The 17,839-nt window shown below is 59.6% G+C and carries 16 protein-coding genes; 8 read left to right on the top strand and 8 right to left on the bottom strand.

All coding sequences use genetic code 11. From position 1 onward, the window contains the following. Nucleotides 1–100: 100 nt before the first annotated feature. From LG290_RS07355 to LG290_RS07335, 5 genes are read left to right on the top strand one after another with little or no spacing between them, the layout of a single operon-like run. Nucleotides 101–1,840 carry a SulP family inorganic anion transporter gene (locus tag LG290_RS07355; RefSeq protein ID WP_499836836.1) on the top strand — a complete coding sequence of 580 codons (1,740 nt, stop codon included), beginning with the start codon at nt 101–103 and terminating at the stop codon, nt 1,838–1,840. A 34-nt stretch (nt 1,841–1,874) separates the two neighbouring features. Continuing rightward, nucleotides 1,875–2,993, top strand: a complete 1,119-nt coding sequence (locus tag LG290_RS07350) for an ABC transporter permease (RefSeq protein WP_499836835.1) — start codon at nt 1,875–1,877, stop codon at nt 2,991–2,993. Further along, nucleotides 2,993–3,811 (top strand): ABC transporter ATP-binding protein, encoded by an 819-nt coding sequence (locus tag LG290_RS07345; protein ID WP_371829358.1) that lies wholly within the window; start codon nt 2,993–2,995, stop codon nt 3,809–3,811. Before LG290_RS07350 ends, LG290_RS07345 begins: the two co-directional genes overlap by 1 nt. A 7-nt stretch (nt 3,812–3,818) precedes the next feature. Beyond that, nucleotides 3,819–4,760 (top strand): MlaD family protein, encoded by a 942-nt coding sequence (locus LG290_RS07340; protein WP_499836834.1) that lies wholly within the window; start codon nt 3,819–3,821, stop codon nt 4,758–4,760. Further along, nucleotides 4,757–5,377, top strand: a complete 621-nt coding sequence (locus LG290_RS07335) for an ABC-type transport auxiliary lipoprotein family protein (RefSeq protein ID WP_499836833.1) — start codon at nt 4,757–4,759, stop codon at nt 5,375–5,377. The genes LG290_RS07340 and LG290_RS07335 overlap by 4 nt, the downstream gene beginning before the upstream one ends. 8 nt (nt 5,378–5,385) lie before the next feature. Here LG290_RS07335 and LG290_RS07330 read toward each other — a convergent pair whose 3' ends face one another. From LG290_RS07330 to LG290_RS07315, 4 genes are all read right to left on the bottom strand, one after another. Beyond that, complete coding sequence (locus tag LG290_RS07330) at nt 5,386–6,690, bottom strand: TRAP transporter large permease (protein WP_160418827.1); 1,305 nt, start codon at nt 6,688–6,690, stop codon at nt 5,386–5,388. A 32-nt stretch (nt 6,691–6,722) separates the two neighbouring features. Further along, nucleotides 6,723–7,286, bottom strand: a complete 564-nt coding sequence (locus tag LG290_RS07325; protein WP_499836832.1) for a TRAP transporter small permease — start codon at nt 7,284–7,286, stop codon at nt 6,723–6,725. A gap of 77 nt (nt 7,287–7,363) precedes the next feature. Next, on the bottom strand, nt 7,364–8,356 hold the full coding sequence (locus tag LG290_RS07320; protein ID WP_499836831.1) for a TRAP transporter substrate-binding protein: 993 nt from the start codon (nt 8,354–8,356) through the stop codon (nt 7,364–7,366). A gap of 17 nt (nt 8,357–8,373) precedes the next feature. Further along, a complete protein-coding gene (locus tag LG290_RS07315) occupies nt 8,374–9,360 on the bottom strand; it encodes a LysR family transcriptional regulator (RefSeq protein WP_499836830.1) in 987 nt (328 codons plus the stop codon). A 491-nt stretch (nt 9,361–9,851) separates the two neighbouring features. Here LG290_RS07315 and LG290_RS07310 point away from each other — a divergent pair, with 491 nt between their 5' ends. From LG290_RS07310 to LG290_RS07300, 3 genes are read left to right on the top strand one after another with little or no spacing between them, the layout of a single operon-like run. Continuing rightward, nucleotides 9,852–10,604 (top strand): 5-oxoprolinase subunit PxpA, encoded by a 753-nt coding sequence (locus LG290_RS07310; RefSeq protein ID WP_160418825.1) that lies wholly within the window; start codon nt 9,852–9,854, stop codon nt 10,602–10,604. 20 nt (nt 10,605–10,624) lie between these two features. Beyond that, nucleotides 10,625–11,329, top strand: coding sequence for a 5-oxoprolinase subunit PxpB (gene pxpB / locus LG290_RS07305; protein ID WP_499837057.1), 705 nt, complete (start codon nt 10,625–10,627; stop codon nt 11,327–11,329). After that, nucleotides 11,329–12,264: a 5-oxoprolinase subunit C family protein gene (locus tag LG290_RS07300; RefSeq protein ID WP_499836829.1), complete on the top strand. Its 936-nt coding sequence runs from the start codon at nt 11,329–11,331 to the stop codon at nt 12,262–12,264. The genes pxpB and LG290_RS07300 overlap by 1 nt, the downstream gene beginning before the upstream one ends. Here the strand turns inward: LG290_RS07300 and LG290_RS07295 are convergent. From LG290_RS07295 to LG290_RS07280, 4 genes are read right to left on the bottom strand one after another with little or no spacing between them, the layout of a single operon-like run. Continuing rightward, complete coding sequence (locus tag LG290_RS07295) at nt 12,251–14,101, bottom strand: protein kinase domain-containing protein (RefSeq protein ID WP_499836828.1); 1,851 nt, start codon at nt 14,099–14,101, stop codon at nt 12,251–12,253. The genes LG290_RS07300 and LG290_RS07295 overlap by 14 nt on opposite strands. 6 nt (nt 14,102–14,107) lie before the next feature. Continuing rightward, nucleotides 14,108–15,406 (bottom strand): 2-oxo acid dehydrogenase subunit E2, encoded by a 1,299-nt coding sequence (locus tag LG290_RS07290; protein WP_499836827.1) that lies wholly within the window; start codon nt 15,404–15,406, stop codon nt 14,108–14,110. A 19-nt stretch (nt 15,407–15,425) separates the two neighbouring features. Further along, nucleotides 15,426–16,403, bottom strand: coding sequence for an alpha-ketoacid dehydrogenase subunit beta (locus LG290_RS07285; protein ID WP_160418821.1), 978 nt, complete (start codon nt 16,401–16,403; stop codon nt 15,426–15,428). Between the two features lies 1 nt (nt 16,404). After that, nucleotides 16,405–17,610 (bottom strand): thiamine pyrophosphate-dependent dehydrogenase E1 component subunit alpha, encoded by a 1,206-nt coding sequence (locus LG290_RS07280; protein WP_499836825.1) that lies wholly within the window; start codon nt 17,608–17,610, stop codon nt 16,405–16,407. Nucleotides 17,611–17,839 lie beyond the last annotated feature (229 nt).

Raw genomic sequence — 17,839 nt, 5'->3', positions numbered from 1 at the left:
TAACCAAGGCTCACCCTGGAAGCTAATATCGTTTAGTCTGATGATTACTTTATCGTTCATTCTTTTTATCGTTCATTCTTCCTGGCGCCATTAGAGGCTCATGTTCAAACGCTACTTTCCCATACTCAGTTGGTTGCCGCACTATCATGGTCGTTTGCTGGGTGCCGACCTGCTGGCGGGCGTGATAGTCACCATCATGGTGATTCCGCAATCATTGGCCTATGCCCTCTTGGCGGGGTTGCCCGCCGTGGTGGGGCTTTACGCCAGTATCCTGCCGCAATTGCTGTACTGCGTGTTCGGCACCAGCCGCACCCTGGCCGTGGGCCCGGTGGCTATCATCGCCTTGATGACCGGCGCGGCGCTTTCGGGCGTCACCACGCCGGGAACCCCGGACTACCTGCAGGCGGCATTGATCCTGTCGCTGCTTTCCGGCGTCATGCTGATCGCCATGGGCGCGATGCGCCTGGGGTTTTTCAGCAATTTCCTGAGTCATCCGGTGATCTCGGGGTTTCTCACCGCCTCCGGCATTCTGATTGCCGCCAGCCAGCTGGGCAATCTGCTGGGTATCGAGAGCAGCGGTTTCACGCTGGTTGATCGCCTGATCAGCCTGGTGCCCAACCTTGCCACCCTGCACTGGCCGACGCTGGCGATTGGCTTGGGCACGCTGGCGTTTCTGGTGATCATGCGCCGCCAGGGCAAGAAAGCCCTGATGCGGCTGGGGTTTCCCAGCATGTTCGCCGACCTGGTGGCCAAGGCCGGGCCGGTATTTGCCGTGGTTATCACCACCCTGCTGACCTGGCATTTGGGGCTCGCCGAGCAGGGCGTTGCGGTGGTCGGCAGCATTCCTCAGGGGCTTCCCGCCCTTAGCCTGCCCTGGGATGCCGAGACCTCGCTATGGCGCGCCCTGTTGATTCCTGCGCTGCTGATCAGCCTGGTCGGGTTCGTGGAGTCGGTATCCATGGGGCAGATGCTGGCCGCCAAGCATCGCCAGCGGATTTCGCCCAACCAGGAATTGATTGGCCTGGGCACGGCCAATCTGGCGGCGGGCATTTCCAGCGGCATGCCGGTGACCGGGGGTCTCTCGCGTACCGTGATCAACTACGACGCCGGTGCCAAGACCCCCGCCGCCGGCGCCTTTGCTGCACTGGGCATCGCGGTCGTGACGCTGTCGATGACCCCACTGCTGTATCACCTGCCGATTGCCACCCTGGCCGCCACCATTACCGTTGCCATTCTGACGCTGGTGGATATTGCCATGCTGCGCCAGACGTGGCGCTATTCGCGTACCGACTTTTCCTCCATGGCGGTGACCATCGGTTTTACCCTGGTGGAAGGCGTGGAGATGGGCATCATTGCCGGGGTCATTCTTTCGATCGGGCTGTTTCTTTATCGCACCAGCCGCCCGCATAGCGCCCTGGTGGGCCGCGTGCCCGATACCGAGCATTTTCGTAATGTGGTGCGCCATGAGGTGGAAACCGCCTCTCATCTGGCGCTTTTGCGGATCGACGAAAGCCTGTATTTCGCCAATGCCCGCTACCTTGAAGACACCCTGTACAATCTGATCGCCACGCGCCCGGAACTCGAGCATGTGGTGCTGATCTGCTCTGCGGTCAACCTGATCGATGCCTCCGCCCTGGAAAGCCTCGATGCGATCAATGCACGCCTCAAGGATTCCAGCGTTACCCTGCATCTGGCGGAGATCAAGGGCCCGGTCATGGATCAGCTCAAACGCAGCGACTTTCTGGATGCGTTGACCGGGCGGGTATTTCTGAGCACTTACGCCGCCTGGAGAGAGCTTGGGGAACATGACGACAGAGAACCGCACCCCCTTTCCAGTTAAGGAATCGCACCCCTGCCCAGTTAAGGAACCGTCGATGTCAGCCCAATGGGTGGTTTATCAGGAAGACGAGCTGGCCATTGAAGGCGAATGGACGCTTGCCCATTTCCCCCAGTTGAAAGCCGCTATTGCGCGCCTTCCGGCCCAGGCTGGGCAGGCGCGGGAGGTCAGCCTGGAAAATCTGCGGGCCATCGATACCGCCGGCGCCGCCTTGCTGGTCGAGCTGCTGGGGGCCGAACGGGTCGGGGACATTCATGCATGGGCACCCTCGCTTTCGGCAGAGCGCCAGGCCTTGTTGGCCCGGGTGGCCCAGGCCATGAGCGTGTCCCTTGCGCCCAAACCAGTGTCCGAGCCCTGGTGGCACGCCATGCTGGCGCTGCTCGGCCAGCAAGTCGACGCCTTGTGGCACCAGCAGCTTCAATTGATGGGGTTTACCGGCCTGGTAGTCGCCACCTTCGCGCGGATCCTGTGGCATCCTCGCCGCTGGCGCATTACCGCCATCGTTGCGCATATTCAGCAAAGCGGCTTCAACGCCGTGCCCATCGTGGCGCTGTTGACCTTCATGGTGGGCGCCGTGGTGGCCTTTCTCGGCGCGACAGTGCTGCGCAATTTCGGTGCGACTATTTACACCATTGACCTGGTGGCCTTTTCCTTTCTGCGCGAATTCGGCGTCCTCTTGGCGGCGATCTTGCTCGCCGGGCGCACCGCCAGTGCTTTCACCGCGCAACTCGGGTCAATGAAAGCCAATGAAGAAATCGATGCCTTGCGGACCCAGGGCCTCGACCCCATTGAGCTTCTGGTGCTGCCTCGCGTCATGGCGATGCTGATCACCTTGCCCTTGTTGACCTTTGTGGGGATGCTCAGCGGCCTGGCGGGCGGTGCGATGGTGGCCTCCTTGTCCCTGGATATTGCGTTATCCCAGTTTATCGGCACCCTGGAGCGCGATATTGCGGTCACGCATTTTCTGCTTGGACTCAGCAAGGCGCCGGTGTTTGCCTTTGTGATTGCGTTGATCGGTTGCCTGGAAGGGTTCAAGGTCAAGGGTAGCGCTCAGTCCGTGGGAGAACACACCACCTCAAGTGTCGTGCAGTCGATTTTCATGGTGATTCTTCTGGATGCGCTTGCCGCGTTATTTTTCATGGAAATGGGTTGGTGATGAGCGACAGGCAAACGAAGCATAAAACAGCGGATCAAGAGCCGGTGATAAGCGTCAGGGGGCTGGTCAATCGCTTCGGCGACAATGTGGTTCACGACAACCTCGACCTGGATGTGCTGCCGGGAGAGATCCTGGGCATCGTCGGCGGCTCCGGCTCGGGCAAGTCCGTGTTGTTGCGCAGCATCGTGGGGCTCAAGCGCCCCGATGAAGGTTGCGTGGAAGTGTTTGGCCAGGCACTGGATTCACTGGATAGCCAGCAACGCAGCCAGATGGAGCGGCGCTTCGGCGTGCTCTTTCAGCGCGGCGCTTTATTCAGTTCATTGAACTTGCAGGAAAATATTGCCCTGCCCTTGATCGAGCATGCGCGACTTTCCCGCTCGGATGCCGAGTACCTGGCCCGCGTCAAGCTTTCCCTGGTGGGGTTGCCGGCCAGCGCCGCCCTGCAGTCTCCCGAGTCGCTTTCGGGGGGCATGGTCAAGCGGGCCGCCTTGGCGCGAGCGCTGGCACTCGACCCGGATGTGCTGTTTCTCGATGAACCGACTGCCGGGCTCGACCCTATCAGTGCGGCGGCATTCGATGAGCTATTGGTGACCCTGCGCGACGCCCTGCGCTTCAGTGTATTTCTGGTCACCCACGACCTGGATACACTCTATTCAAGCTGCGACCGGGTGGCGGTGATTTCGCAAAAGCGCGTGCTGGCAGCCGGCACCCTGGATGAGGTAGCCGCCACCCAGGACGACTGGGTTCAGGCGTATTTTCATGGCCCTCGGGGTCGGGCCGCCCAGCAAGCCGCCAGCACTCACCACCTTCAGGAGTAGCCAGCCCATGGAAACCCGTGCGCATCATGTATTGATCGGATTCTTTACCCTGGCACTGGCGGGTGGCGCCTTGTTGTTTGCGCTCTGGATCAACCAGGCCGGCAGGCAACAGCAATACCATGAGTACCGGGTCTTGTTCGAGCAAAGCGTGGGCGGCTTATCTACCGACAGCCAGGTCCAATACAATGGCATCGAAGTGGGTAACGTCACGCAATTGAAGCTCAACCCCGACGACCCACGTCAGGTATTGGCCGATATTCGCGTCTACCAGGACACCCCTATCAAGGTAGATACCCGGGCACGCCTGGCGTTGGCCAGTGTGGCCGGCAATATGCGCATCCAGCTGTATGGTGGCCGCCCGGAGAGCCCCTTGTTGCGCCGTGAAGCCGACACTCATCCGCCGGTGATTCGCGCCGACCCCTCGCCTATCGCGGCGCTCTTCGATGAAGGCGGGGAAGCGCTGAGCAACATCAATGAGATCTTGAGCAACGTCAACCAACTGTTTACCGACGATAATGCCCAACGCGCCGAGGAAATAGTGGCTAACGTGGCTCAGATAACGCAAATCATCGCTTCCCAGCGAGAAGCGTTGGATACCAATATGGCGCTGTTTGGGGACCTGACGCGAGAAGCCACCCAGACCCTGGCCGATATCAGCAAGCTAAGCCAGGCAACGACCCAGTTACTCGAGGGCGAGGGACAACAAATGCTTCAAAGTGCCACCTATGCCAGCAACAACGTGGCGCAAGCCGCACAGCGCATCGAGCAGTTGGTCGAAAATAACGCCCAAGCCATTGAAATCGGATTGCAAGGCAGCCAGGACATTGCTCCCGCCCTGGATCAATTGCGCGAGACCCTTACCAACCTCAACCGACTTACGCGACGTTTGAATGAAAATCCCACTGATTTTCTACTCGGGCGCGATCGCGTAGAGGAGTTCAGCCCTTGAATAAATCAAGCTTCTTACAGCGTATACCGAGGCCGCTACTGGCCTGTATCACGGTGCTGGCTGTTTCAGGCTGTACCGTGCTACCTGAACAGGAGTCATTGACGCTTTATCGCCTACCCGCCAGCAGCATCGGTGAAGCGCCTTCCTCGCTGGGTGCCGTCACGCTAGGCGTAGAGACACCGGAAGCCGGCCGCCTCTTGGGTAGCGAGCGTATCGTGGTGTTTCCTGAACCTCTGGTGGTCAGCGTCTACGAAGGCGCCCACTGGCACGACGATGCCCCGGTGCTCGTTCAGCAACGCTTGATTGAAGCGCTTCAGGAAAGCGGTCTCTTCGCCAGCGTCAGCAGCGGCAAACTGCCCACCGATTACACCTTGCTGAGCGAGCTGCGCAGTTTTCAGAGCGAGTATATCCAGGGCCACCCTGAAGCCAGGCTGCAACTCGACGTCAAACTGCTCGACGCCAACCGGCAGCCTGTCGCCAGCCGCTCATTAAGCGCCAATGCCAGGGCCGAGAGCGTGGAGATACCCCAGGTGGTGGCAGCGTTCGGTGAAGCCGGCGACGAACTAAGCCGGAAATTGATTAGCTGGCTGCATGGCGAACTAGCTAACCAGCCTTAAGTACTCACTTAGCGGTTCATCGCCTGGGGCAGGTACAAGGCAATCTGCGGAAACCAGTGCATCAGGGCGATGGAGAGCAGCATCAGCAGGAAGAATGGCAGCGTGGCGCGGGTAATCGTCAGGATGTCCTTGCCGGTCAGCCCCTGGATCACGAACAGGTTGAAACCTACCGGGGGAGTGATCTGCGACATCTCCACCACCACCACCAGATAGATACCGAACCAGATCAGATCGAACCCAGCGGCGTCGATCAACGGCATGATGATCGCGGTCACCAGCAGGATCAGCGAGATACCATCCAGAAAGCACCCCATCACCAGCAGCAACAAGGTCAGCGTCACCAGCAGCATGGTCGGTGAAAGCCCCATCTCACCAATGGCACGCGCCAGCTGCATGGGTATCTGGGTGAAGCCCATGGCTGAGGTGAGAAACGACGCCCCGGCGATGATGAAGGCGATCATGCAGGCGGTGCGTATCGCGGCGAATAGAGAGTCACTGAAGATACGTCGGTTGAAACTGCCATTGAATCGCGCGATCACGATCGACAGCACGACCCCGATGGCCGCCGCTTCAGTCGGTGATGCAAGCCCCCCATAGATCGAGCCGATGATGCCGCCGATGAGTACCAGTATCGGCACCAGTGCCCAGGTATTGCGCAGCTTTTCGCCCAGTGGCATGGAGGATTCGTCGTGGCCGGTGAGCCCTTCGCGGTTACCCTTGAGTAGCGCCCAGAGCACCAGATAGCCGATGAACAAGGTAAGGATCAACAACGCCGGGCCGATACCCGCCATGAACAGCCGCGAGATCGACTGCTCGGTGACCACGCCGTAAACGATCAGCATGATCGAAGGGGGAATCAGCAGCCCCAGTGTCGAGGCGCTGGCCAGGGTGCCAATCGCCATGTTGCTGTCGTAGCCACGCCGTTCAAGCTCCGGCAGGGTCATCTTGCCCACGGTGGCGCACGTTGCCGCCGAAGAGCCGCACACCGCGGCGAACATGCCGCTGCCGATGATGTTGGTATGCAACAGCCGCCCCGGCAGCCGATTGAGCCAGGGCGAAAGCCCCCGGAACATGTTGTCGGCCAGCCCCGAACGAAACAGTATCTCGCCCATCCAGATGAACATCGGCAAGGCGGTGAGATCCCAGCCATAGCTTGCCCCCCAGAAGTCCGACGCCAGTATCGGGCCCGCCGCAAAGGGGGTAAAAAAGGTCAGTGCAACCCAGGCAGTGCCGATCAGGGCGAAGGCGATCCACACCCCGCTTCCCAGCAGAAATGCCAAGGTTAAAATAATAGCCACACTCAATATCAGCACAAAAGTCTCTCCGCTAGAGGACGGGTTGGAACTCAGTCACGTTCGGAATCATCCGCTTGCGTGGGGTCGCGATAGCTCGAAGGATCGGTCAAGGCGATGCGTAGCGTCATGAGGAGTGCTTCAAGCAGTGCCAGGGCCAGCAATGCCACCCCGACGACGAGTACCGTCTGAGGAATCCATAGCGGAATCGATAGAAAGCCCGAGGAGACATCTCCGTAAACCAGGCTTACCCGGGTAAGATCGATCAGCCCGTAGGTCAGCAACACACAGAGAGCCAGGGCAATCACCAGGCAAAGCACCTCGAACCATGCCCGCACTGCCGAGGGCAAGCGCGTGATGACCAGGGTCATGCGAATATGCGCCTGATGCACGAAGGTATAGGCAAGCGCCAGGAAGGTAGCGCCCACCAGCAGATAGCCGGCGATTTCAGAGACACCGGTAATGCTCATCCCCAGACGATCCATGCCCACCATGGTCAGTAGCGCGTCGACTACCCGGAAGATGACCTGGATCGCTATCAGCGCGCAGATCATGATCATGCAGGCAGCGGCGCCCCATGCTCCCCACTGATAGAGCTTGTTGAATTTGAACGTCATGAAATTGTCTCGCGAAACGCTGAAACGAGGTGCGGCGGATACCTCCACCGCACCGGCGTCTTGTCAGTGGTTATTGCTTAGTTGGCATCACGCTGTTCCCGGTAGTCTTCAAGCACTTCCAGAGTGGCCTCGTCGGCACGCTCCTGCCAGCTTTCAAACAACGTATCCCCGGCTTCCTGAAGCGCTGCAGCCACGTCTTCGTTGGGCTCGGAGACCGTCATGCCGTTTTCCTGCAATGCCTCAAGGCTTTCCTGGTTGTTTTCCTTGCTCATTTCCCAGCCACGCTTTTCGGCTCGCTCGGCAGCCTCCAGCAGCGCCTCCTGGGTTGCCTCGTCCAGACGATCGAAAGCGCGCTGATTGATGAAAACCATGTTCTTGGGCAGCCAGAGATTGGCCTCGGTATAGTGCGAGACATAATCCCAGGCGGTCATCGCATTACCCGTGGAACTCGAGGTGATCATGGCATCCACCCGGCCGGTGCTGAAGGCAGTGGGGATATCCGACTCTTCGGTCTCGGTAGGAATGCCCCCCAGGTTCTGCACGAAGCGCTGGGTATTGATGTTGGGCGCCCGTACTCTGAGCCCCTCGAACTGTTCTTCGTCGGTCAGCTCGAAATCGGTATATATCCCTTGCGCGGGCCAGGCCACCGCATACAGCGGCATCAGGCCTTCTTCGGCGAACAGCTCGGCGATCATCGGCCGGGTGGCTTCCCACAGCTCGTAAGCCTGGTCGTAGCTACCGGCAACCCCGGGCAGCGTATCGACCTCGAAGATGGGATGTTCGTTGGAGAGGATAGACAGAAATATCTCACCGGCCTGGACGGTGCCGCGGCGTACCGAGGGCTTGATTTCCTCGTGGGAGACCAGCGAGCCGCCACTGTGCACATTGATGCTCAGGTCGCCATCGGTGGCTTCGGCCACGTCTTCGGCAAACTGCTTGTTGTTTTGGGTATGAAAGCTGGCATCGCCATAGGGCGTGGCCATGTTCCATTCGGCGGCATGGGCGGTGGCTGCGGCGGCAAGACTGCACGCGGTAGCAAGAAGCAGTGGCGTCGCAATACGTGTACGCATGGGGAAAGTCCTCTTGTTCATATTGATGGAGATGGTGTTTCGTAGGTAAAGGAAGCGTTGGGCTGAACCCAGCGCCCGGTAAAACAGGTATTGGTGATCTCGGTATGTTTGTCCGTGGCGTAGCCCAACGCACTCGTTTGTGCCAAGCGGCCAACGCCTCGGCAAAAACGGGGATGATTGGCACTGCGCCAAATCACATCATAGTGCATGGCGGGTAGCGGTGCGGGCAGTGCCAGCCGGTACAGCTCTCCACGACGCCATTCATCGAGTACCGTCGCCACCGGCAGCGCGCCAATCCCCAACCCTTCGATAGTCAAGCGTACAATGGTCATCAGCGTACTGACGCTATGAATACGCGGCTGGTGGATGCCCTGGTCAGCCAGATAGCGCACCAGCTCTTCGTAAGGGCGGGCCAGTTTGCCAAACGAGATAAACGGCAGCGTTGAGCACCAGGCATCAGGACACTCATTCAGCATCTTGGCATGCCGTGGCGAGACAAACATTCCCATCTCATAAGGGCTTAAGGTCTCGTACTCAATTTGCTCAGGGGGCAAGTAGCCGTTCATGGCCAGCAGAATATCCAGTTCATTGCTGATAAGCCGCTCGTTCAAGGCAGGGGAATAATCCACGGTCAGTTCAATAATCAGCCGCGGATAGCGCTCGGTGAGTTGCTGCATGAAGGTGGGGAACCAGCTATGGGCGATGGTTTCGATAGTGCCGAGCCGCAGCGGGGCGGAAAACGCCTCTTCGTTGTCAAACAGCTTTAGCGCTTCATCACGCTGATGCAACATGCGCTCAGCATGGAGGAAAAACTCGCGGCCCCGCATCGTGGGCTGAATCGGGCGCGCCGAACGCTCAAGCAAAAGCTCCCCCACCCTGCTTTCCAGGCGAGAGATGCGCTCAGACACCGAGGGCTGGGTGATGTGCAAACGCACCGCGGCCTTGCGGAAAGAGCCAAGCCTGACCGCCCACACAAAGGCGTCGAGTTCCTTAAAATCGAGCATCGTAGAGCCTGTTCAAGTCCAACGTGCTGCAATACGCACTGGGGCAGGAAAAGGACTGCCTTGGATAGCCGGGGTGCGCACAGCGACGCTGTCGCGGGGCTTTTAACCGCATGATGTGCTCCTCAGAAATCGTCCGCTCATCGCCGTTTTTATGGGTCGCGCATTGGCATTACATCAGGCTGAAAAGGGCGTTTCTTTTGTAATCTTTTTGAGTCGCTTCACTTAATTGATAATCGTATAGCGCCCTAGCGTCAACTATTTTTCCACTAAATAACAGCACTATAGGAAGCACCGATACTTGATATCGCCAAAAACGATTGGCACTTAATGCGCTTGTTCCATATATTGGTTTTGCGTCATTAACAACATGAAAAACTAACAAACATTCATAATTATTGGCGTATTGTTTTAACGCCTCTCGCTGATGACTGCGACCTCAGCCCTTGTTTCGATAGCAACCACTAATAACATGCAACCTTGCAGGAGCCCCCATGACCCTCCCCTTGCTCAATTGCGATATGGGCGAAAGCTTCGGCAACTGGACGCTGGGCATGGATGCCGATGTCATGCCTTACGTCGACTGTGCCAATATCGCCTGCGGTTTTCATGCCTCCGACCCGCATGTGATGCGCCTTACCGTGCTGCTGGCCAATAAGTACGGGGTCAGAATCGGCGCTCACCCGGCCTATGCCGACTTGATGGGCTTCGGCCGCCGCTCGATAAGCCATAGCCCTGAGGAAGCCGAAGACATCGTGCTCTACCAGATAGGCGCCCTGGCCGGCATCTGCCAGGCCGAGGGCACTCGCCTGCATTACGTCAAGCCGCATGGCGCCCTGTACAACGACATGGCTCGCGACCCCGAGTTACTCAAGGGGGTGATGCGCGCGGTGCGGGCTTTTGACCCCGACCTGCCGCTGGTGATGATGGCGACCGCCGACCCGGAACCCAACCGCCAGTTAGCCGCCGAAATGGGCATGACGATATGGTTCGAGACGTTTGCCGATCGCGCCTACGACGGCCAGGGCCACCTTGCCTCGAGACGCCTGCCCAATGCGGTGCACAACGACCAGGCCACCATCGTCGCCCAGGCCATTACGCTGGCCAAGGGCGAGCCCTTGATGGCACTCGATGGCACCCCCCTTCACTTGCCCACCGATACGCTCTGCGTGCATGGCGATAACCCGGAATCGATAGCGGCGGTACGCGCCATTCGCGAAGCGTTCCAAGCCTTGGAGTCTGCGTGAAAGTCCAGCCGCAACTGTCCATGGAAACTGTGCGCCTGGAAACCGTGGCCATGGACAGCCTCATGGCCCGGCTTTTCGATAGCATCGACGAGCAGAACATGGCCTGGATCATGGCCGCCGACCAGGCGCTGCGCGAGGCCTTCGCTGAAAGCCTGATCGACCTGGTGCCCTCCTACACCACCTTGCTGGTGCATTACGACTGTCGGCGGCTGAACCACTCCCAGGCTCGCGCTCGTATCCTGGAAGCCCTTGAGCACTTGACCCCCGCCGATACCCAGGCCGGGCAGTTGCACGAAATCCCGGTGTGGTATGACCCGAGCGTCGGCCCCGACCTGCCGCGCGTTGCCAGCCGCGCCGGCGTGCCTATCGAGGAAGTGATCAGACGCCACTGCAACCATGCCTACTGCGTGTTCGCGCTGGGCTTTGCGCCCGGTTACGGCTTCATGGGCCTGGTCGAGCAAGCGCTGGCCACGCCGCGCCTGGATACCCCGCGGCGTAAGGTGGCTGCGGGTAGCGTGGGCATCGCCGAGCGCCAGACGGCGATCTATCCGCTGCTTTCACCCGGTGGCTGGAACATTCTGGGCAGAACCGCCGTGCCGCTTTACGACTATGCGCGCCGCGGCGAGCCGCTGCTGCGCCCGGGCGACAAGGTACGCTTCAAGTCGATCTCGCGTAGCGAATTCGAAGCCCAGGGCGGTGACATTACCCCGCTGGAGGAGCGCTAGTGAACAGCACCACACCCAAGGGAATTAGCGTCGTCAAGGCGGGGCCGCTGGCATTGATTCAGGATGGGGGACGCTTCGGGGTGCGCCATCTGGGCGTGACCCAGGGCGGTGCCGCCGACTGGATCTCGCACCGCTGGGCCAACTGGTTACTGGGCAACCCCCTGGAGAGCGCCGCCCTGGAAATCGTGGTGGGGGGCGGCTTGACCCTTGCGGTGGAGTGCCCGACCCGCCTGGCTCTGGTGGGGGCTGACCTGGATGCCACCCTTGATGATGCCCCGCTTGCCCCGGGCACAAGCTTCACCGTCTCGCCGGGGCAACGCCTGGTATTTCACCAGCCGCGCGCCGGGCTGCGTGCCTATCTGGCCTTCCCCGGCGGCCTCGATGCGCCCGAAGTGCTCGGCAGCCGTGCCTGCACCACACGCGAGCGCCTGGGTGGCCTGCACGATGACGGCCAGCCGCTCAAGGCCGGTGACCGCCTGACCTGGCAAGGCAAGGCGCCCGGCGAGCGCCGGCTGCCCGAAGCCCTTGCGCCCTGCATGCCCAAGAGCGGTTGTCGGCTGGCCCTGGTTCTGGGGGCACAGGCCGGGCATTTCACCGGTCGTAGCCTATACCAGGCGTTCAACAGTGCCTGGCAGGTGGATAACCGCGCCGACCGCATGGGCGTACGCCTGCTGGGTCCGCCGTTGAACTGCAGATTATCGGGGATGATTTCGGAAGGTATTCCGCTGGGTGCCGTTCAGGTGCCCGCCGACGGCCAGCCCATCGTATTGCTCAACGACCGTCAGACCATCGGCGGCTACCCGCGCCTGGGCGCCTTGACCCCGATCGCCTGCGCCACCCTTGCCCAGTGCCTGCCCGGCAGTGAAATTCACCTGCAACCGGTCAGCGCCACCCAAGCATGCGAGATGCACCTGGCGTTGCTTAACCGCTTTTAGTCGCAAGCTTGCTGTCAGTTGCCACTGCCCGCGGGTCGCGCGGGTAAAAGCGTTCCGGCTGGCGCTCCAGGTGCGTGAAGTAGCGCGTGTCCTTGTAGGGCATCTTCATGAAGCCTGACACCCCCAGCCCTTCGATCTGATCGACGGCCTCCAGAATACTGGTCAGATGCCGGGCAAATGCCTGTTCGCGGCTGGGATCAAGCAAGCGGTAATAACTGTGAATCTTGAGATGGTGGGGTAACGCCTCGAAGATGATCATGCCGGTGTGGTGAATCTCGTTGAGCGCCTTGAGCGCCGTCATGATCGCCTCGGGCAATGTCAAAAGCTCTTCCGGGTCGGGGCCATCCTCGAAATAGCTGTGCTGGCGCGTGCGGTCTTCAAGCTCCGGCACGGCACTCATTTCATAGCGAATCCGCATATCCTCGAGCACGTAAAACGGCTCGGCTGGGTGGGTACGTTCCAGGTGGAGCGTATCACGCGCATTGAACAGACAGCTCTTGAAGATCCCGCGCCGGTGAATGGCGCGCGCCAGATGCACGATATTATTGACCGCGGCCACGAAGGCCGGCTTAAGCTCGGCATCGTGCAAGTTCAGGGACGTATCGATATATACCCCGTCGCGCTCCCAGCGCACGGCAAGCCCGCCCACGACGGGATATTTTCCCAGGCGGCTCACCGCGGCCAGAAAGGCCTTTTCGGTCTCGCCCATGCCCTGCATGAAGTTCTTGTAATAGCGGTCTAGCTGGACGTCGTTGACATCGTTGAGCAGCTCTTGCCCCCCGGCTTCGCGCAGAAAGGCCTTGCGTGAACTGTACACCACGGTATCGATTTCACGCTCGGCGGCATGGCTCCAGATGGGTACCAGCGGTGTCGAAGGCGGTTCCGGCAATTCCACCATCACCAGCCGAGCCAAGCGCGGCATGGCCTGGATAAAATGGTCGCCGGCACGCAAACGCACTGCGGGGTCGGGGTCGAGCATGCCATCCAGGGTACGCGCCAATTCCATCGGCAGCCCCAGCGAGGAGGCCGGGATGGCACGATGGCCGAAGCGACAGGACTGCGCCGAGGCCAGGGCGTAAAGCGTTCCTGCAGCACCCTGTTCATCGAAGCGGGGGGAAGAAAGCGCACCGTTGAGTTGTTCCTCGCCGATGTAATACACATCGCCCAGACGCGCATTGGTCTGCTGAAGGTTATCCGACATCAGTTCCATGACACTGGCGGTGACGAACTGTTGATTGGCATCGAGCTGCGCAAACACCGAGGAGCCCCAGTCGATCAGGGCAATGTCCTCGTGCTCGGGGTCGAAGACCAGGTTGGAAGGTTTGATATCGCCATGCACGATCGGCTGCGGATTCGAGCCGGCTTCCCGGCGTAACGCACTCAGAATATCCGCCAGCTGCACGGCAATGCGCATCACCAGGCGTGGGGACAGGCGCCCCTCACGCAAGGAAAACTCTTCGAGATTCAACCCCGGTGCCCGCTGCATGACCAGAATCGACTGGCCCCGCACCCGCTGATAGGCCACCAGCGCCGGCACCCGCGGGTGCTCCACCTGTTCCAGCATGAAGGCTTCTTCTTCCAGGCGTTCCTGAAGATGAGCCGGCAAGGTGACCCGGGTGAATTTGAAGACGTATTCATCCCCGGTGGGGGTGGTGCCTGCAAAGACAAAGCCGTAGGCGCCCTTGCCGATCAGCTGGATGTCCCGATAGCCCAATTGAGCCAGCTGCGTCTGGCATAACGCCACCCAATCCTTGAGTTTGCGCGCGTCATGATGGCTGAGCAGATAAACCGATTGTTCTTCGGGAATATAAAACTGCTGCAAGGACGCCTGAGTCATTTTCTTTTACCGCAATTGCAGCAACATGGTTTCCGGCGCTTCCAGGTAGCCCTTCCAGGCATTACAGAAGCGCGCGATGGTACCGCCGTCGATCAGGCGATGATCGCCTGCCCAGGTTGCGGTCATGATGGCGCGACGCTGCACCTCACCCTTTTCATCAAAGCGCGGCAGCCATTGGGTCTTGCCGATCGCCACGATCGCCGATTCCGGGGCATTGATGATCGGTGACGCATAGGTGCCTCCCAGCGCGCCGATATTGGAAATGCTGATGGTGCCGCCCTTCAGGTCGCGTTGCTCCACGCGCCCTTCGCGCGCAGCGCTGGTCAGGCGTGCCACTTCACGGGCGATGTCCAGGACGGACAACGTCTCGACCTGCTTGATGTTAGGCACCAGCAACCCCACCTTGCTGTCCACCGCCATGCCCACATTACAGGCACTGTAGTAATGGATTTCATCGGCGGTCGCATTCAGGCGGGCATTGACAATCGGGTGTTCCGCCGCCGCCAAGGCTATCGCTTTCATGAAGAACGGCATCAGGGTCAAGCGTTCACCCAGCGCTTCCATCCTGGGCTTGAGGCGTGCCCTGAGCGCCAGCAAGTCGGTGATATCGAATTCTTCACCGTACTGAAAGTGCGGAATGGTGGTGGCTGATTCGACCATCCGCTTGGCCATCACGGCGCGAATGCCCCGCAATGGCTCCACGCGCACTTCCTCGGAGGTTGCCACGGGGGACGCACTTGCCGCAGTCGCTGCTTCCTGGCCAGGCTCAGCCTGCTCGACAAAATTCAGCACGTCTTCTTTCAATACCCGGCCATCCTTGCCCGAGCCGGGAATCGCTTCAAGATCCAGATTGTGTTCACGCACCAGGCGGCGTACCGCCGGGCTTGCCGGCACACGGCCGAAGGCGCCGCGCCTGAGCTGAGAAGCCTCTTGCGGTCGCTCAGAGGATGGCGCCGGTGTGCGCTCAGGCATTGAGGTGCCCGACGCCGCCGGGGTTTTCTGCTCCTGCTGCTGGGGAGCGGCCGGCGTGGGAGTTGCCTGCGCCTCTTCCTTGCCCTGGCTGCTTTCGTCATCCGCCTGATAACCAAACAAGGGGGCATGAACCTTGGCGATCTCACCCTTGGGCACATAAAGCCTTGTGATGCGCCCGGCTTCCGGGGCGGTTATTTCTACCAGGGCCTTATCGGTCATGATTTCGACCACGGGCTGGTCTTCTTCGATCACATCGCCTTCGGCGACATGCCACTCGACCACTTCACATTCCACAATACCTTCGCCGATATCGGGCAGCATGAAATCGCTCATTGTTTCTCTCCTGTGTGCGTCAAAATTCAACGCTTTGGCGAATCGCTTCAAAAATTTTCAAGTGGTCGGGCATGTACTCTTTTTCCAACGACAATGGAAAAGGCGTATCCAGCCCTGTCACACGAGCAATGGGCGATTCCAGGTACAGGAAACAACGTTCTTGTATCGTCGCCGCAATTTCACCGGCAAAGCCACCGGTAAGCGGTGCTTCATGGGTAATCAGCAAACGACCGGTCTTGAGCACGGACTCCACGACAGTTTCCGTATCCCAAGGCGAGATGCTGCGCAAATCGATCACTTCACAGGAAAAACCCGCCTCTTCAGCCAAAGCGACCGCCTTGTCGATCACTTCCATCTGCGCACCCCAACCCACCAGCGTGATATCCGTGCCTTCCTTGAGGACCTCGGCTTCACCGATAGGCAGCTGGTAATCCTCTTCGGGCACCTCGCCCACCGAGGCGCGATAGAGTCGCTTGGGCTCGAAGAAGATCACCGGGTCGGCATCGCGAATCGCCGCGAGCAGCAGCCCCTTGGCCTGGTAAGGGTTGCGCGGAACGACAATCTTTACCCCGGGGGTATGCGCAAAATAGGCCTCGGGTGACTGGGAGTGGTAAAGCCCCCCATGGATACCACCGCCGTAGGGGGTACGAATTGTCAGGCCACCGACGTTGAACAGATCGCCCGAACGGTAGCGGAACTTGGCGGCTTCGTTGACGATCTGGTCGAACGCCGGAAAGATGTAATCGGCAAACTGAATTTCCGCCACGGGCACCGAGCCCTGGGCGGCGAGGCCGTTGGCAAAGCCGATGATGCCCTGCTCCACCAGTGGCGTATTGAAGCAGCGCGCTCTGCCGTACTTGCCCTGAAGGTTGCTGGTGGCCCGGAAAACGCCACCGAATATGCCGACATCTTCACCGAAGCAGATGACTTTCTCGTCTTCGGCCATGGCAATATCCAGGGCATTGTTGATCGCTTGCAAGAGGTTCATCGTCGGCATGTCATGATTCTCCCTGGTCGATGGTGGAGACACTGACATCCGGGTCCAGGGACTGCGCCCCGCGGGGATAAGCATCGGGATACTTGCGAATGTGCGTCTTTAGCTGGTCGAACTGGCGCTGCAAGGCCGGGGTGATTTCGGCATACACATCACTCACCAGGGTATCCAGGGCGGGCGCCGGACGTTTCTGGGCACGCTTCATGGTTTCAAGCACTTCCTGGCGCAGGCTTTCCTGGAGTTGTTTCTCTTCTTCTTCGCTCCACCACGCTTGATTCAGCATCCAGTTCTTCATGCGCAGCACCGGGTCTTTTTCACGCCACTCCTCTTCTTCTTTCTTCAGGCGATAGCCGGAGGGGTCATCGGAAGACGAATGCGCTGCCGAGCGGTAGGTCATGGCTTCGATCAGCACCGGCTTGTTGTTTTCCACGGCAATGCGGCGGGCTTTCTGGGTGGCCTGGTACACCGCCAGGATATCGTTGCCGTCGACACGAATCACGTGCATGCGATAACCGAAGGCACGCGGCGCGATACCGTCGGCGGCAAACTGCTCGACCGCCGGCGTGGAAATGGCATAGCCATTATTGCGACAGAAGAAGATGACCGGCACTTCATGCACGGCGGCCATGTTGAGCGCGGCATGAAAATCGCCTTCCGAGGCGGCGCCTTCGCCAAAGAAGGTCAAGGTGCATTGACCGTCACCTGCCAGCTTCTGTCCATAGGCATAACCGGTGGCCTGGGGGATCTGGGTGGCAAGCGGTGAGGAGATGGTCATGTAATGCAGTTTGCGAGAGCCGTAATGCACCGGCATCTGGCGACCCTTGCCATAGTCGAGTTCATTACCGAACAGCTGGTTCATGAATTCATCGAAGCTGAAACCGCGATATACCAGGGCACCTTGTTCACGGTATTGCGCCATGATCATGTCGGCATCATCCAGGGCCGCGGCCGCCCCGATCACCGCGGCTTCCTCGCCGGTACATTGCATGTAGAAACTCAGCCGCCCTTGGCGCTGAGCGGCAAGCATGCGCTCGTCAAGGATGCGAGTGGCCAACATGGAACGGTAAATACGCCGCGCCTGGTCACGCTCAAGCTCGGGTGCCTGGGCGCCGGGATAAAGCTGCCCATCGGGCCCCAGCAGGCTGAACGTGGGAATGGAATACTCGTCACCGGTCAAGAATGCCGGTTCATGGGTATACTGAGTTGTCATGGTTGTTATCCTTTTGCCCCTTTTGAGGGCATTGTTGACTGTCATTTACTATTATGCCAGAGGATTACCCCAACATAGGTCAACGCAACAGACTAAACACTAACGCAGCAACATTATTTTTGTCATTCGACTTAGGTCATATATATGTCCTGGTGAACATGAATATCCTTAAAGCTTTCAGCGCACTGAAATAGGATATAAACGCTTTCTAAAAAGGCAGCACGTCGCT

Origin of the sequence: Halomonas sediminis, from assembly GCF_044871105.1 — a bacterium.
GTDB lineage: Bacteria > Pseudomonadota > Gammaproteobacteria > Pseudomonadales > Halomonadaceae > Vreelandella > Vreelandella zhuhanensis.
The sequence above is the reverse complement of the archived record's forward strand: the minus strand, read 5'-3'. Positions and strand labels throughout refer to the sequence as shown.